Below are 14,446 nucleotides of genomic sequence, written 5' to 3' on the forward strand. Positions count from 1 at the left end.
CCTCCGGAATGGGGACTTTATTTATCCACAGGCAATTCACAAATCCACAATTGTCATGTAGAATATGTGCATAACACTGTGGACTACTCGCTACTTATCCACAATTTTGTACACACCATGTTAACAACCCGAATGTTTGTTCGATGGATATCCTCTTTAGCGAACGAAAGGAGCTTTACCGTTTGGAATTCTTTGATACGGAAAAAAGCCATGAATATTGGATGCGGTTAGCTATAGAAGAAGCACGCAAGGCCGAAGCTCTCGGAGAGGTTCCTATCGGTGCTATAATCGTCCGTCATGGTGAAGTAGTAGGCCGGGGTTATAACTTACGCGAAACCACACACGATGCAACGGCCCACGCCGAAATGATAGCGATTCGGGAAGCTAGCGAACGAATCGGTGCTTGGCGGCTGCTCGACTGTACGTTATATGTCACCCTTGAGCCTTGTCCAATGTGTGCGGGAGCTATCGTGCAAGGTCGGGTACCGCTGGTCGTTTACGGGACTCCCGATCCTAAAGCCGGTTGTGCAGGGACGCTGATGAACTTGCTGCAAGAGCCTCGGTTTAACCATCGCACAGAATTAATCGAAGGCGTGCTGCAAAACGAATGTGCCGAGCTGCTGTCCGATTTTTTCCGTGGATTGCGCGTACGCATAAAGGAACGCAAAGCGCTTCGACGATCACAGCAAGCCGTGGCAGAAAACGAAGCGTCCCGACCTGTATACCGCAAAGACTCCGATCCCGGAGAACATGACCCTGCTGATCGGTAAAAGATTTGCAAGCTAACATATGCTAGAATTCGATCTTCACGCAACAAAAAAGGCGGCCCTCAACGAGGTCGCCTTTTTGCTTTTTCCAAATATGCCGATTAGTAGTTCATGTTCTCCAGCTCGTCGAGCGTAATCGTATCGGTTGGGATACCGACTTCAAACGTTTGCGCTTCGTTGACTTTGCTGTACGTCGACGAACCTGTCAGAGATACTTTACCCGATGTTTCGGATTCCGGATCTTGGAAGTTCACGTCTACCACCATTTTTTGGTGAACCGGGAATTGATCTTTGTTCAGAGCCGTATCCAATTGGAACGTGTTCACGGTCAGGTAGTTTTTCAATTCATCCAGATCTTTGTTCATTTCTTCGTTGTCTTTCGTGCTCAGTTCCGTTTTCGCGTCTTGCAGATCCTGCTCGGTCAGGCCAAGCATTTCACGGTATTCCGGCGTATCCAGCGTTTCGATCACTTTAGGCAACGCTACGTTAACCAGTGTCGTGATCGCGTCTTTTACATTGTCGTTCGTAACTTCGAAACGTACCACGTCTTCGGCGGTTACGCCTTCAGGAAGACCGGCGTCGCCTACTGCTACCTTTTTGAAGTATGTGCCTTCGTCGAAGCTATCCAGTACAGCCGCGCTCAGGTCTGCACTGAGTTTTTGCGAGTTTTTAGGATCAAGCATCGCTTCGTTGAATTCTGTACCTTGTTGCGCCGCAAGCTCTTGCAGGTCGAATTCGATGAATTTACCTACAATGTTTTCAGGAAGCGGCAGAAGTGCAATGTTCGGTACTTTGATGTACATTTTTTCTTTGGTCATGACGATCGGAAGTTTAATGGTCATTTCCATATCGCCTTTGAGCTTCACTTCGAGATTCATTTCCGTTTGCATCGGGTCGCCCTGATAAACGGTCTTCACATTGAATTCCGCACCTTTCAGCATGCTGACCACTTGATTTACGCTTGTCGAATCCATGCTCGTCGGAGGAACGGTAACCGTCAGCTCGTTAATTGTGAAGTTGCTGTCCATCTGGTAAGAAGTCGCAGCCGTTGCGCTTACAACCGATTGCTTCAGTAAAGCTTTTGGAGAATCTTCGACTTTTGCCGCCGGGTTTGCCGCATTGTTTCCACAACCAGATAAGACGAGTGCGCCTGTCATCACCAAAGCACCAAAGCTTCCGAATAATTTTTTGTTCATGTTTTTGTTCTCCCCTATTCGTGTCTGTATAATTTTTTTAAAAATTCCTAATACCCACTTAACCATTCAACCAATCTGTGAAACTCCGTCCGGTAGTCCGCCGAACGGTGCGGACATGCCTAAGTATACGTGAACGTTTTTCGAAAAGTTTCAAAATTCCAAAATTGGACACTCCGGCTCATAAAAAGCACAGGACCCGAGAACTATAACGATTCCCAGGTCCTGTATGAATTATCTGTTATTCCGTTATCAATCAGTGAATATCTTTTTTCTTGAAGCGGCCGCCTTTGACGTCGTGAATATTGCCGATTGCCAGAAAAGCGTTATCGTCGAATTGATTCACGATTTCTTTGAGCTTCGCTTCCTCAAGACGCGTAATGACGCAAAAGATCACTTTCTTGGGATCTCCGGTAAAACCGCCTTCTCCCGCCAGATAAGTCACGCCGCGTCCGAGACGGTCCAGAATGGCATTGCCGATATCGTCGATCTGATCGCTGATGATCCAGACCGATTTGGATTCGTTCATGCCTTCGATGGTGACGTCGATCATCTTATAAGCAATGTAATACGCAAGGATCGAGAACAAAGCGCGGTCCCAACCAAACACGAACCCGGCTCCGGACAAAATGAACAGATTGACGAACATGACGATCTCGCCAACCGAGAAAGGTGTCTTACGGGAAACCAAAATCGCGATAATCTCTGTGCCATCAAGCGAACCGCCGTTGCGAATGACGATACCCGTGCCGACACCGAGAAAAATACCGCCGAATACGAAAGCGAGCAATGTATCCGTGACAAAAGCTTGAACCGGATGGAGTAACACGGTTCCGATCGAGAGGACCGTGATACCAAGAAGTGTAGATAACGCAAAGGTCTTGCCGATTTGTTTGTAGCCGATAATCAGGAAAGGGAGGTTGAGAACAAACAGGAAAATACCGAGTTTCCAACCGGTAATATAGGAAGCCATAACCGAAATGCCGGTGATGCCGCCATCGGTGATGTTATTGGGGACAAGGAACAATTCCAGCGCCACGGCAACAAGGATCGCGCCGAGGATGATAAAGATTGTTCGTATAATAATTTGCCTAATCGTCTTCTTCCCGTGCGCTTTCGGTGTAGACGGCTTACGGGTAGGAGACGGGACTACGGATTCAGTCATTATTCACGTTCCTTCCGGATAATATGGTTCTTGCTATAGGGTCCTCTCCTTTGCTGATGAGCTGCGCAGTATACGACTGCATACATTAACGTATATTCTAATTATGCCATACTCTTGAGCAAATTGTATAATCATATATTCATTTTGCATAAACAAAAAACCGCCTTCCCTGTATAAAAGGAAAAGACGGTTGTCATTTATTAAGCTGGCGGAGAGGATGGGATTCGAACCCATGTGGAGTTGCCCCCTAACGGTTTTCAAGACCGCCCCGTTATGACCGCTTCGGTACCTCTCCAGAGGTAAAATACATCTCAAAAGTGCAACATGTATTATTCTACTTCATTATTCAGCTCCATGCAAGATAGCAGTCCGTTCTTTTCACGTTAAGGTGTCAAGAACGGACTTTATCTTTTTCCTTCTATATCGTCAGTACGATGATTACGCTTGTGGAGCGATCACTTTCACGCCACGCATATACGGCTGGAGCACTTCAGGGATGATAACACTACCGTCTTCCTGTTGGTAGTTTTCCAGAATCGCGGCTACGGTACGGCCTACAGCCAGACCTGAGCCGTTCAGCGTGTGCACGAATTCCGGTTTGCCTTTCGTCTCGCGGCGGAAACGGATGCCTGCGCGGCGCGCCTGGAAGTCTTCGACGTTGGAGCACGACGAGATTTCGCGGTACATGCCGCTTTCCGGCAACCAGACTTCGAGATCGTACGTTTTCGCCGCGGTAAAGCCCATATCGGCCGTGCACAGCACGATCACGCGGTAAGGCAGACCAAGCAGTTCCAGCACGCGCTCCGCGTTCGCCGTCATTTGCTCCAACTCGTCGTAGGAATGGTCCGGATGCACGATCTTGATCATTTCGACTTTGTTGAACTGGTGCTGACGGATCAGGCCGCGCGTGTCGCGTCCCGCCGAACCCGCTTCGGAACGGAAACAAGCGCTGTACGCGATGTATTTTTTCGGCAAAACGTCCGCTTCGAGAATCTCGTCGCGGTGATAGTTCGTCACCGGGACCTCGGCGGTCGGGATCAGATAATACTCCGTATCCTTCAGCTTGAACAGGTCTTCTTCGAACTTCGGCAGTTGACCCGTTCCGTACAGGCTGTCCTGATTGACGATATACGGAGGCAGCATTTCCTCGTAACCGTGCTCTTCGCTGTGCAAGTCCATCATAAAGTTGATCAAAGCGCGTTCCAGACGGGCTCCGAGTCCTTTATAGAAGGTAAAACGCGAGCCTGTAACTTTGGCCGCCGCTTCAAAATCGAGAATGCCGAGGTTTTGCGCCGTTTCCCAGTGGGCTTTCGGCGTAAAATCGAACTGTCGCGGCTCGCCGACACGGCGAATTTCCACGTTATCGTCTTCCGAAGCGCCGACCGGCACCGCCTCGTTCGGAATATTCGGAATCGCCATCGTAACTGCGTCGATTTCCGTTTCCAAACCGCGTACTTCTTCGTCCAATTCCTTGATGCGGTCGGATACCTGGCGCATTTCGGCGATCAGATCGTCCGCGTTCTCGCGGTTCTTTTTCAACTTTGCGACTTCGCCGGACACGGTGTTCCGACGGTTTTTGAGAATTTCGACTTCCTGAAGCTTCTCGCGGCGCGCGCCGTCGAGGCTCGGGAAATTAGCGATCAGATCTTCGGATTTGCCGCGGTTCGCGAGCGCCTGCTTGACCCGATCGTAGTCGTTTCTAAGTATTTTCACATCCAGCACGGGAGCTTCATCCTTTCGATTCTCCGGTCTTGGACTGACGTACCATATGCGTAAAATATTCGTGCAGCCGGTAGTCGTCGGTCAATTCCGGATGAAATGACGACACGAGAAGATGCCCTTCCCGCGCCGTTACCATTTCTCCATTATAAACCGCCAGCACTTCGACGTCTGCACCGATTTCGCGAATTAATGGCGCACGAATAAAAACGGCTCGAACCGACTGCTGTATTCCCGTAATCGGCAGGTCGATTTCGAAGCTTTCCCGTTGGCGTCCGAAAGCGTTGCGAGCCACCGTCATATCCATTAGGCCCAGATGCGGCTCATCCTGTCCTTCGATCCGCCTGGCGAGCACGATCAGTCCGGCACATGTGCCGAAGATCGGCTTGCCCGCTTCCGAAAACTGCCGGATGCGTTCGATAAAGCCGTATTTTCGCATCAGCTTACCGATTGTCGTGCTTTCGCCGCCGGGAATGACCAAGCCGTCCAGCTCGTCGAGCTGCTCCGTTTTTTTCACGGCCACGGCTTGCGCACCTGCCTGCTCCAGACTGCGGATATGTTCCGAAACGGCGCCCTGAAGAGCCAGGACGCCGATTTTGAGGGTTTGAGTGGTCATATTCGGTTTACCAACCGCGATCCTGCATACGTTCCGCCGGAGCGAGCTGCTTGATATCGATACCTTTCATCGGCGCGCCCAGCTCTTTCGAAACTTCGGCGATCAGGCGGTAGTCGTCATAATGCGTCGTCGCTTCCACGATTGCACGCGCGAATTTTTCCGGATTATCCGATTTGAAAATGCCCGAACCGACGAACACGCCGTCCGCGCCAAGGTGCATCATCAAGGCCGCGTCCGCCGGAGTCGCCACGCCGCCTGCCGCGAAGTTAACGACCGGCAGCTTGCCCGTCTCGTGAATACCCAGCAAAATTTCGTAAGACACGCCCAGGTTTTTCGCTTCGGCGTACAGTTCGTCTTTCGACAGATTGCGCACTTTGCGGATTTGTCCGTTAATCAGACGCATATGACGCACGGCTTCGACGATATTTCCGGTTCCCGGCTCGCCTTTGGTCCGCAGCATCGAAGCTCCTTCGCCGATCCGGCGCAGCGCTTCTCCGAGATCTTTGGCTCCGCAGACAAAAGGAATCGTGAATTCGTGCTTGTCGATATGGTACACTTCGTCGGCCGGCGTCAGCACTTCGCTCTCGTCGATATAGTCCACGCCCAGCGATTCCAGCACTTTGGCTTCGACGTAATGTCCGATCCGCGCTTTGGCCATGACCGGGATCGAAACGACTTTCATGACCTCTTCCACGATCGTCGGATCGGCCATGCGAGCCACGCCGCCTGCTGCCCGAATATCGGACGGAACGCGCTCAAGCGCCATCACGGCCGTCGCGCCCGCCGCTTCGGCGATTTTGGCCTGTTCAGCGTTCATGACGTCCATGATGACGCCGCCTTTTTGCATTTCCGCCATGCCTCTTTTAACACGCGATGTTCCTGCTTCCATGGTCATAGCCCCCTGTGTGCTCCGAATTTTCGGAACTTCTTAAGGCCTGATTCTATAGAAGCGAGTATATCTTTACAATGGATTTGCCGTAACTTAGAACAGGTTTTTGATGCCTTCGAACAGGTCGGAGAAGAATCCGCCGATCGCGCGCATCAATTGTTTGAACCAACCTGCTTTTTCCACGTCTGCCGAAGCCACGAGATCGACGGTTTTGGTCTGCGCCTCCGCCATGCCTTCCGCCTGATACGTATAGGTTGCCGTGCCGACTTTGTCGCCTTTGGCAATCGGGGCTTCAAGTCCGGATTCCAGGCTGCTCTGCATTTTCAGACCGCTGGCATCCGCGCCTTTAGGCACGACGAAGCTGATCGCTCCCGCCGTCTCGTAGGCTACCGACTCTTCTTTGCCTTTGGCTACCGCGACAGGCTCTTCGCCTTCGATCGCTTTGCCTGCCGCGACCATTTCTTTGATCTCGAAGTTGTTGAAGCCGTAGTCCAACACTTTGCGTGTCTCGACGAAGCGCGAACCCTGGTTGTTGACGTCCGTGCCCATGACTACGCTGATCAGACGCATGCCGTCACGAATAGCCGTACCCGTGAAGTTGTTGCCCGCGGCTGCGGTGTGACCCGTTTTCAGACCGTCCAGACCTTCGTAGGCGTAAGCTTTGAAGTTCGGAACCGTTGCGTTGGCTTCGAGCATCCAGTCCAGATTGTCGATTCTGCCGCTATCCCCCGGACGGAACTGATAGGATTGGATCGTCGTGAACTCGTTGAAATCCGGATGGTCGGTCACGATGTATTTCGCCAGAATCGCTGCGTCCATCGCGGACATCACGGTTTCTTTGCCATCGGACGGACGTGTGCCTTCCGGCATATCGGCAATATCCAGACCTGTCGAGTTGGCGAAATGAGCCGTAGTCATGCCCATACGCTTGGCTTCGCTGTTCATCAGCTTGACGAATTCTATCTCGGTTGGCGCGACAGTCTCGGCCAAAGCGACCGTCGCGTCGTTAGCGGAACCGATCGCCATCGCGATGTACAGGTCTTTCACCGTATGTTGGTCGCCTTGAGCCAGGAATACGCGCGAGCCGACTTGGGCAGCCGCGTTCGCGCTGGTCGTGACGACATCGTCCCAGCCCAGCTTGCCTTGTTTAACTTGCTCGGCCACGATGTATTCGGTCATCATTTTGGTCATGCTCGCCGGAGGCAATGCCGTCTCGGCATCCAGCGACAAAATGACTTCGCCTGTGGTTGGCTCAAGCAGTACCGCCGACTTGACGGCGAGATTGAGGCTTTCGACAGTCGGAATCGCTTTTTGAGCGGTAGTTGCCGGAGTAGCGGCGTCTTTGGTTTCGGTCGTTGTCGTTTGCGATTGAGTCGTTGTGTCTGCTGCCGCGCTGGCCAAGTTAGCCGGAACGACGGACAGGCAGAGCATATGGATAAGCAGAACGGAAGCGGCGCTTCTTTTCAGGAATTTCGGTTGAGCAAACCGGTTCTTTTCGACTTTGCTTTTATAAGTAGAGGTCATGCGTTTCAATGGATAAGTACTCCCCTCGTGCTGAGTTTCTTGGCATACGCTATTAGTCTACCACAGCGTTAGGTGGCGTGTCTTCCTGTGCGGCGGCTTGAGGGCCTATTCGTTGCGAGTGAGGCGGCTGCGGGACAGTTTCGTTTCGGTCGCGTGTTGAACTTGGGAAGCTGGATTGGATTTTATAAAGGAAGCTTCCCAAGTTCAAAGGCGAACACTTCGTTCCTACACTGAAACTGTCCCTCCGCCTAGGCTCGCCGCTCGGGAATTTTTTTATAAAAGGGCGGCCCGGCTGTTTGGCCGGGCCGTTGAGCTGCATTCATCTCGTTCAAAGTTCAAGAACTAACAAGATTCAAGAACTAAAAAACGCGGGGAGCGGAGGGTTTCCGCGCGCCGCGTTCGAATTGCATAGGCAACAATGAAAAGATTGGATTACACCGAATAGTTCGGTGCTTCTTTGGTAATTTGGACGTCGTGAGGGTGGCTTTCGCGTAAGCCTGCGCCGGTGATACGGACGAATTGGGTATCGTTACGCAGCACGTCGAGGTTGCTTGCGCCGCAGTAGCCCATGCCGGAGCGGAGCCCGCCGACGAGTTGGTTGATGGTGTCGGACAAAGCGCCTTTGTAAGCGACGCGGCCTTCGATGCCTTCCGGTACCAGCTTTTTGTCATCGTCCTGGAAGTAACGGTCTTTACTGCCTTGCTTCATGGCTGCGATGGAACCCATGCCGCGATAGACTTTGAAACGGCGGCCTTGGTAGATCTCCGATTCGCCCGGGCTTTCTTCGGTTCCGGCAAACATGCTGCCCAGCATAACGGCGTGTGCGCCGGCTGCGATGGCTTTGGTGATTTCGCCGGAATATTTGATGCCGCCGTCGGCAATGATCGGAATGCCGTATTCGCGAGCGACCGTTGCGCAGTCGTAGATCGCCGTGATTTGCGGCACGCCGATACCGGCGATGACGCGGGTGGTACAGATGGAGCCTGGGCCGATGCCGACTTTAACGACCGAAGCACCCGCTTCGATCAGTTCGCGAGTCGCTTCACCGGTTGCCACGTTGCCCGCGATGATGGTCAGTTCCGGGTAACGGGCACGGATATTGCGAACCGCGTCGATAATGTTGATATGGTGTCCGTGTGCCGAGTCGACTACGATAACGTCAACGCCGGCTTCTACCAGAGCATCGATACGCTCGATCGCATCGTTCGATACGCCGACAGCCGCGCCGACGAGCAGGCGTCCTTGCGAATCTTTCGCAGCGTTCGGGAACTGGATCGCTTTTTCGATGTCTTTAATGGTAATCAGACCTTTGAGCACGTTGTTCTCGTCCACCAACGGCAGCTTTTCGATCTTGTGCTGTTGCAGGAGGCCTTCCGCTTCGCGCAGCGTCGTGCCGACAGGAGCCGTTACGAGGTTCTCCTGCGTCATGACTTCCTTGATCGCGATGCTGTAATCGTGAACGAAACGCAGGTCGCGGTTGGTCAGGATGCCGACCAGCTTCTCGTTTTCGTCGACGATCGGAACGCCAGATATCCGATACTTGCCCATAAGGGCCTCTGCATCGGAGACGAGATGGTCCGGACTCAGGAAGAACGGATTGGTAATAACGCCGTTTTCGGAACGTTTTACGCGGTTGACTTCGTCCGCTTGCTTCTCGACCGGCATATTTTTATGAATGATGCCGATGCCGCCTTCGCGCGCGATCGCGATCGCCAAAACCGCTTCGGTTACCGTGTCCATGCCTGCGCTGATCAACGGAATGTTCAACTGTACCTTTTCGCTCAATTTCGTGGACACACTGACTTCCTTTGGCAGAACTTCCGACTTTCTTGGAACCAGCAACACGTCGTCGAACGTCAGACCTTCTTTGTCAAACTTGCTATTCCACACCCGATTTTGCCTCCTTTTTTCTCTTGTCCTTACCGCCGTTTTTTCCTTATATGGAAAGCTGAAAGGGCTTTTCTGAAAATATATTATTGCAATCTTAGCAAAGGGGGTATGGGCTGTCAAGGTGAAAAAACGGGCGTTCTTCCGCGATTTCCAGCCTCTTGGAAGAGCGGGAACGGTGTCCGCCCAGCATGGACAATTCGACGTTTTTTGAAACGTTTTCTTCAGCGCTTCGAAAAGGCATTGAAGCGTTTTTCTTTTGGATTCCGCTTTCGGATCGGCTTTATGTTTGGCTCAAAGGGTCGAAATAAATGCTCAAGTACACTTATTTCGTTCGATCTGCTTCGGAATTTTCAAATAGGTACAAATATACATTTATTCGAAGAAAAAATGCGTAAAATCGCACAAGGACGAGGAATTAAGTGTATATCTGCATCTAATCCCTCCAAATCACAGAATACGAAGAAAATAAATGGATATACGCACTTATTCTCAAAATTCCGGTCGGCGCGTGTGCCAATCCGGGCTTTTCGTATTCCGCATTCTTTTCATATTCCGCATTCTTCTCATATTCGGCGTTCTTTTTGCATTTGGCTTTCTTTTTTTACATCCCATACTTCTAAACATTATAACGTTATATTGTTTTTTCGAAAAAGCGGTGTTATCTTGAAATGGAGACTCCTACCAGAAAGCAGGTGCGCCATGAAGCAAGATTTTGTGCTGCGGCATGTTCGGTTGCCGGACGAGCGAATCGCGGATTTGAAAATTCGGGACGGCCGGATCGACGGACTGCACGAACCCGGCACGGCAAGCGGAGGCGAAATCCTCGATTGCGAAGGGCAATACGTATCCGGCGGCTGGATCGATATGCACGTGCATGCTTTTCCCGAGTTCGAACCGTACGGCGATTCCGTCGACGCGATCGGCGTGGATTGCGGCTGCACGACGATCGTCGACGCGGGGAGCTGCGGCGCCGACCGGATCGGCGAATTGGCCGCAAGCCGCGCGAACAGCCGGACCCGATTATTCGCTTTCCTGAACGTATCGCGGATCGGCCTTCAGCGAACCGACGAACTGTCGCAGTTGGAATGGATACATAAGGAAGCGCTGCTTCAAGCCGTCCGCGAACATCCCGATTTTATCGTGGGGTTAAAAGCGAGAATCAGCAGCAGCGTCGTACGCGGCAACGGCACGGAGCCTTTGCGGCTGGCCGTAGGCTTGAGCGAGGAAACCGGACTGCCGATCATGACGCATATCGGTTCCGCCCCGCCCGCGATCGAAGACGTGATTCCTTTGCTGCGAAGCGGCGATATCGTCACGCATTATCTCAACGGCAAAGCCAACAACCTGTTCGACGACGCCGGAACTCCCCTGCCCGTGCTCACGGACGCGATCCGGCGCGGCGTGAAGCTCGACGTCGGCCACGGCACCGCCAGCTTTTCGTTCCGAACGGCCGAACAAGCGCGCGGCGCCGGCATATCGTTCGATACGATCAGCACCGATATTTATCGCGGCAACCGCTTGAACGGGCCTGTGTACGGGATGGCGAATGTGCTGACCAAGTTTCTGACCCTCGGCTATACGCTGACAGAGGTCATCGAAGCCGTTACCTCCCGTCCCGCCGCCTGGCTCAACCGTCCCGAACTCGGTCGGATACAAGTCGGCGATCCCGCCAACCTGACCCTTTTTTCTATTAAAAATGTTCCGTCCGTCCTCACCGATTCCGAAGGCGTCACCCGCACGTCCGCACAAAGTATCCAAGCTGAAGGAGTGGTTATCAATGGCGAGTACCTTGCATGCCGAATACGGTCTTAAACGCGTTATCAACGCCAGCGGAAGAATGAGCATTCTCGGCGTATCCGCGCCGAGCGATACCGTCATGGACGCGATGCGCATCGGCGGTCAAAGTTACGTGGAGATCGCCGATCTGGTCAACAAAGCAGGCGATCGGATCGCGAATCAACTGGGGTTCGAAGCGGCGCTGGTCGTGAACTCGGCATCCAGCGGCATCGCTTTGTCCGTCGCGGGCATCGTCACGCAAGGCGATCGCGGCCGCAGTCTGCGCCTGCACCAATCGCCGATCGCCAAAAACGAGATCGTGATGCTCAAAGGACATAACGTTCAATACGGCGCTCCCGTCGAAACGATGGTCTTCCTGGGCGGCGGCCGCGTCGTCGAAGCCGGTTATGCCAACGAAGGCACCGTGCGCCAGATCGAAGACACCGTCACCGAGCGCACAGCCGCCCTTTTATACGTCAAATCCCATCACGCCGTGCAAAAAAACATGGCTTCGATCGAAGAAACGTGGGCGTTGGCGCAAAAGCTCGGCCTGCCCCTCATCATCGACGCGGCGGCCGAAGAAGATTTGCAAAAGTACGCGTCGTGCTGCGACCTGGTCATTTTCAGCGGCTCCAAAGCGATCGAAGGCCCGACTTCCGGCATCGTGGCAGGCAAACGCGACTACGTCGAGCAGGTCAAAGTCCAACTGCACGGCATCGGACGCAGCATGAAGGTCGGCAAAGAAACAACATTCGGCTTGCTGCAAGCGTTAGACGAGTATCTGGATAAAAAAGACACCAGCGCGCAGGAACGCGAAGCGTTGAACGTCCTGCTGCCGCTCGGCGATCTGGAAGGCGTGACGGTGAGCATCGTGCAGGACGAAGCGGGACGCGCCATTTACCGGGCCCGGATCAAGATCGACCCGTCGCTCGCCGGAATCGACGCGGTGCAGGCGGTCGACGGGCTGCAAAACGGCGAGATCGCCGTGTATACCCGTGACTACGGGGCAAGGCAAGGCTACTTCGATATCGACCCGAGACCGCTGCTGGGCGACGATATGCAGGTGATCGAACGCAGACTGCGCGAACTTTTGCTTTTAAAAGGAGGAAATTAAACCGATGACGACTCAAATCCAGGCAACCGAAGCTCCGATTATCAAACGCTTGTACAACGGCCGCGCGGCGCTCAACGTGTTGGCGGGCAGCGTGCAAAACGCCAAAGACGTATTCGAAGCGGCCGAAGGCCATGTGCTGGTCGGCGTACTGTCCAAAGCGTACAAAACCGTACCCGAAGCGGTCGACGCGATGCGCGAGTACGGCCGCGGTATCGACGACGCCGTCTCGATCGGACTCGGCGCGGGCGACAACCGCCAAGCGCAGGTCGTGGCCGAGATCGCCCGTCACTATGCCGGCAGCCATATCAACCAAGTATTTCCGTCCGTCGGCGCGACTTCGGCAAACCTGGCGGGAACGCCGGGCTGGATCAACGCGCTCGTCTCCCCTTCGGGCAAGCCGGGCTACGTGAACTTGTCCACCGGACCGTTCAGCGCGGCGGCGACGGATCACGCGGTCGTTCCGGTCAAAGCCGCGATCGCGCTCGTTCGGGATATGGGCGGAAGCGCGCTCAAATATTTCCCGATGAAAGGATTGTCGCTCGAAGCCGAGTACCGGGCCGTGGCGGAAGCTTGCGGCGAAGAACAGTTCGCGCTCGAACCGACAGGCGGCATCGACAAAGAAAACTTCGGCCCGATCCTTGAGATCGCGTTGGAAGCGGGCGTGCCGCAGGTCATTCCCCACGTCTACTCGTCGATCATCGATTCGGGCAGCGGCGATACGATCGTGAGCGACGTGAGCGAACTGCTGGAGGTCATGAAAAAGCTGGTCGACCGCTATGCCTAACACGATCGCGGCGTTCGGCGAAGTGATGATGCGGCTGGAGACTCCCGGTCTTCGGCTGTTGTCGCAAACGGATACGCTGCAAGTGTCCTATTCCGGCAGCGGCGTCAACGTGTTGTCGGCGCTGTCGCGGTTCGGCCACAGGGCGCTGCCCGTGACGACGCTGCCGGACAACCCGATCGGCGACGCGGCGGAAGCCAATCTGCGCAAGCTGGGGCTGTCGACCGACTATATCCGCAGAGACGGCTTGTATCTGGGCATGTATTTTCTCGAAACGGGGTTCGGAGCGCGTCCCAGCCGGGTCACGTACTCCAACCGCCCGCACAGCAGCTTCAATACCGCCGCCGAAGGCATCTATCCGTTTGCCGGAATCGCGGGCGCGGTCGACGCCGTGCATTTTTGCGGGATCTCGCTTGCCATGAACGATACGGTGCGGCGCAATGCGCTGGCGTTCGCGGAATCGGTAAAAGCAGCCGGAAAAACCGTCGTTTTCGATTGCAACTACCGTCCTGCGCTATGGGGCGAAGACGGATATGCGATTGCGCGCCCGTGGTATGAAAAAATGCTGCATTTGGCCGATATCGTATATATGAACGAAAACGACGCGATCCATATTCTCGGCCTGCCGGTTTCGTCGACGGAACGGTTGGATCAGCTTCGGGAATTGATTCCGGCCGTGTCCAAGTCGTATAATATCGCGACAATCGCCGGAACCCATCGCCATATCGAACAAGGCGGTCAGCATTCCCTGCTCGGCTATCTGCATACCGGAAACGTCTTTTATTTTTCCGATCCGCTGACGTTCCCTGTATATGACCGGATCGGCGCGGGCGACGCGTATGCGAGCGGCATCCTCCACGGCATCCTATCGGATTTCGCGCCGGAGCAGACCGTTCGGTTCGCGTCCGCCGCGTCCATGCTGGCGCACACGATCGTGGGCGATACGCCGTTTTCGTCGGAGCCGCAAATCTTCCGGGCGATGATGGAAGGGATCGGCGATATAGAAAGGTAG

At 53.9% G+C, this 14,446-nt stretch carries 11 protein-coding genes, 1 tRNA gene and 1 pseudogene; 5 read left to right on the forward strand and 8 right to left on the reverse strand.

Annotation, left to right across the window (positions count from 1 at the left end):
- Window positions 1-143: 143 nt before the first annotated feature.
- Window positions 144-677, forward strand: a pseudogene (gene tadA, locus WKI47_RS25610) (tRNA adenosine(34) deaminase TadA); the annotation flags it as partial.
- Window positions 678-868: 191 nt separating this feature from the next.
- Here the strand turns inward: tadA and WKI47_RS25615 are convergent.
- The 8 genes from WKI47_RS25615 to guaB form a co-directional block, all read right to left on the reverse strand.
- Window positions 869-1,963, reverse strand: a complete 1,095-nt coding sequence (locus tag WKI47_RS25615) for a hypothetical protein (RefSeq protein ID WP_340230047.1) — start codon at window positions 1,961-1,963, stop codon at window positions 869-871.
- 253 nt (window positions 1,964-2,216) lie between these two features.
- The gene (locus tag WKI47_RS25620) at window positions 2,217-3,125 is read right to left on the reverse strand and encodes a YitT family protein (protein WP_340230048.1); all 909 of its coding nucleotides are present in this window, start codon (window positions 3,123-3,125) and stop codon (window positions 2,217-2,219) included.
- A gap of 206 nt (window positions 3,126-3,331) precedes the next feature.
- Window positions 3,332-3,420, reverse strand: a tRNA-Ser gene (locus WKI47_RS25625).
- Between the two features lie 143 nt (window positions 3,421-3,563).
- Window positions 3,564-4,847, reverse strand: a complete 1,284-nt coding sequence (gene serS / locus WKI47_RS25630) for a serine--tRNA ligase (protein WP_340230049.1) — start codon at window positions 4,845-4,847, stop codon at window positions 3,564-3,566.
- Window positions 4,848-4,854: 7 nt separating this feature from the next.
- Window positions 4,855-5,460, reverse strand: coding sequence for a pyridoxal 5'-phosphate synthase glutaminase subunit PdxT (pdxT, locus tag WKI47_RS25635; RefSeq protein WP_340230050.1), 606 nt, complete (start codon window positions 5,458-5,460; stop codon window positions 4,855-4,857).
- Between the two features lie 7 nt (window positions 5,461-5,467).
- Complete coding sequence (pdxS, locus tag WKI47_RS25640) at window positions 5,468-6,349, reverse strand: pyridoxal 5'-phosphate synthase lyase subunit PdxS (protein ID WP_340230051.1); 882 nt, start codon at window positions 6,347-6,349, stop codon at window positions 5,468-5,470.
- A gap of 93 nt (window positions 6,350-6,442) precedes the next feature.
- A complete protein-coding gene (locus WKI47_RS25645; RefSeq protein WP_340230068.1) occupies window positions 6,443-7,873 on the reverse strand; it encodes a D-alanyl-D-alanine carboxypeptidase family protein in 1,431 nt (476 codons plus the stop codon).
- Between the two features lie 432 nt (window positions 7,874-8,305).
- Window positions 8,306-9,763, reverse strand: coding sequence for an IMP dehydrogenase (gene guaB, locus WKI47_RS25650; RefSeq protein WP_340230052.1), 1,458 nt, complete (start codon window positions 9,761-9,763; stop codon window positions 8,306-8,308).
- Window positions 9,764-10,462: 699 nt separating this feature from the next.
- Here guaB and WKI47_RS25655 point away from each other — a divergent pair.
- From WKI47_RS25655 to WKI47_RS25670, 4 genes are read left to right on the forward strand one after another with little or no spacing between them, the layout of a single operon-like run.
- Window positions 10,463-11,575: an amidohydrolase/deacetylase family metallohydrolase gene (locus WKI47_RS25655; RefSeq protein ID WP_340230053.1), complete on the forward strand. Its 1,113-nt coding sequence runs from the start codon at window positions 10,463-10,465 to the stop codon at window positions 11,573-11,575.
- On the forward strand, window positions 11,541-12,653 hold the full coding sequence (locus tag WKI47_RS25660; protein ID WP_340230054.1) for a DgaE family pyridoxal phosphate-dependent ammonia lyase: 1,113 nt from the start codon (window positions 11,541-11,543) through the stop codon (window positions 12,651-12,653). Before WKI47_RS25655 ends, WKI47_RS25660 begins: the two co-directional genes overlap by 35 nt.
- Window positions 12,654-12,657: 4 nt before the next feature.
- Window positions 12,658-13,437 (forward strand): 2-dehydro-3-deoxy-phosphogluconate aldolase, encoded by a 780-nt coding sequence (gene dagF, locus WKI47_RS25665; RefSeq protein ID WP_340230055.1) that lies wholly within the window; start codon window positions 12,658-12,660, stop codon window positions 13,435-13,437.
- On the forward strand, window positions 13,430-14,446 hold the full coding sequence (locus WKI47_RS25670; protein WP_340230056.1) for a sugar kinase: 1,017 nt from the start codon (window positions 13,430-13,432) through the stop codon (window positions 14,444-14,446). The genes dagF and WKI47_RS25670 overlap by 8 nt, the downstream gene beginning before the upstream one ends.

This window comes from Saccharibacillus sacchari, assembly GCF_037722395.1.
Taxonomy (GTDB): domain Bacteria; phylum Bacillota; class Bacilli; order Paenibacillales; family Paenibacillaceae; genus Saccharibacillus; species Saccharibacillus sacchari_A.

Coding starts and splice junctions, on each gene's coding strand:
- WKI47_RS25615 (WP_340230047.1), bottom strand. CDS start 1,963: ATGAACAAAAAATTATTCGGAAGCTTTGGTGCTTTGGTGATGACAGGC.
- WKI47_RS25620 (WP_340230048.1), bottom strand. CDS start 3,125: ATGACTGAATCCGTAGTCCCGTCTCCTACCCGTAAGCCGTCTACACCG.
- pdxT (WP_340230050.1), bottom strand. CDS start 5,460: ATGACCACTCAAACCCTCAAAATCGGCGTCCTGGCTCTTCAGGGCGCC.
- pdxS (WP_340230051.1), bottom strand. CDS start 6,349: ATGGAAGCAGGAACATCGCGTGTTAAAAGAGGCATGGCGGAAATGCAA.
- WKI47_RS25645 (WP_340230068.1), bottom strand. CDS start 7,873: ATGACCTCTACTTATAAAAGCAAAGTCGAAAAGAACCGGTTTGCTCAA.
- WKI47_RS25655 (WP_340230053.1), top strand. CDS start 10,463: ATGAAGCAAGATTTTGTGCTGCGGCATGTTCGGTTGCCGGACGAGCGA.
- WKI47_RS25660 (WP_340230054.1), top strand. CDS start 11,541: ATGGCGAGTACCTTGCATGCCGAATACGGTCTTAAACGCGTTATCAAC.
- dagF (WP_340230055.1), top strand. CDS start 12,658: ATGACGACTCAAATCCAGGCAACCGAAGCTCCGATTATCAAACGCTTG.
- WKI47_RS25670 (WP_340230056.1), top strand. CDS start 13,430: ATGCCTAACACGATCGCGGCGTTCGGCGAAGTGATGATGCGGCTGGAG.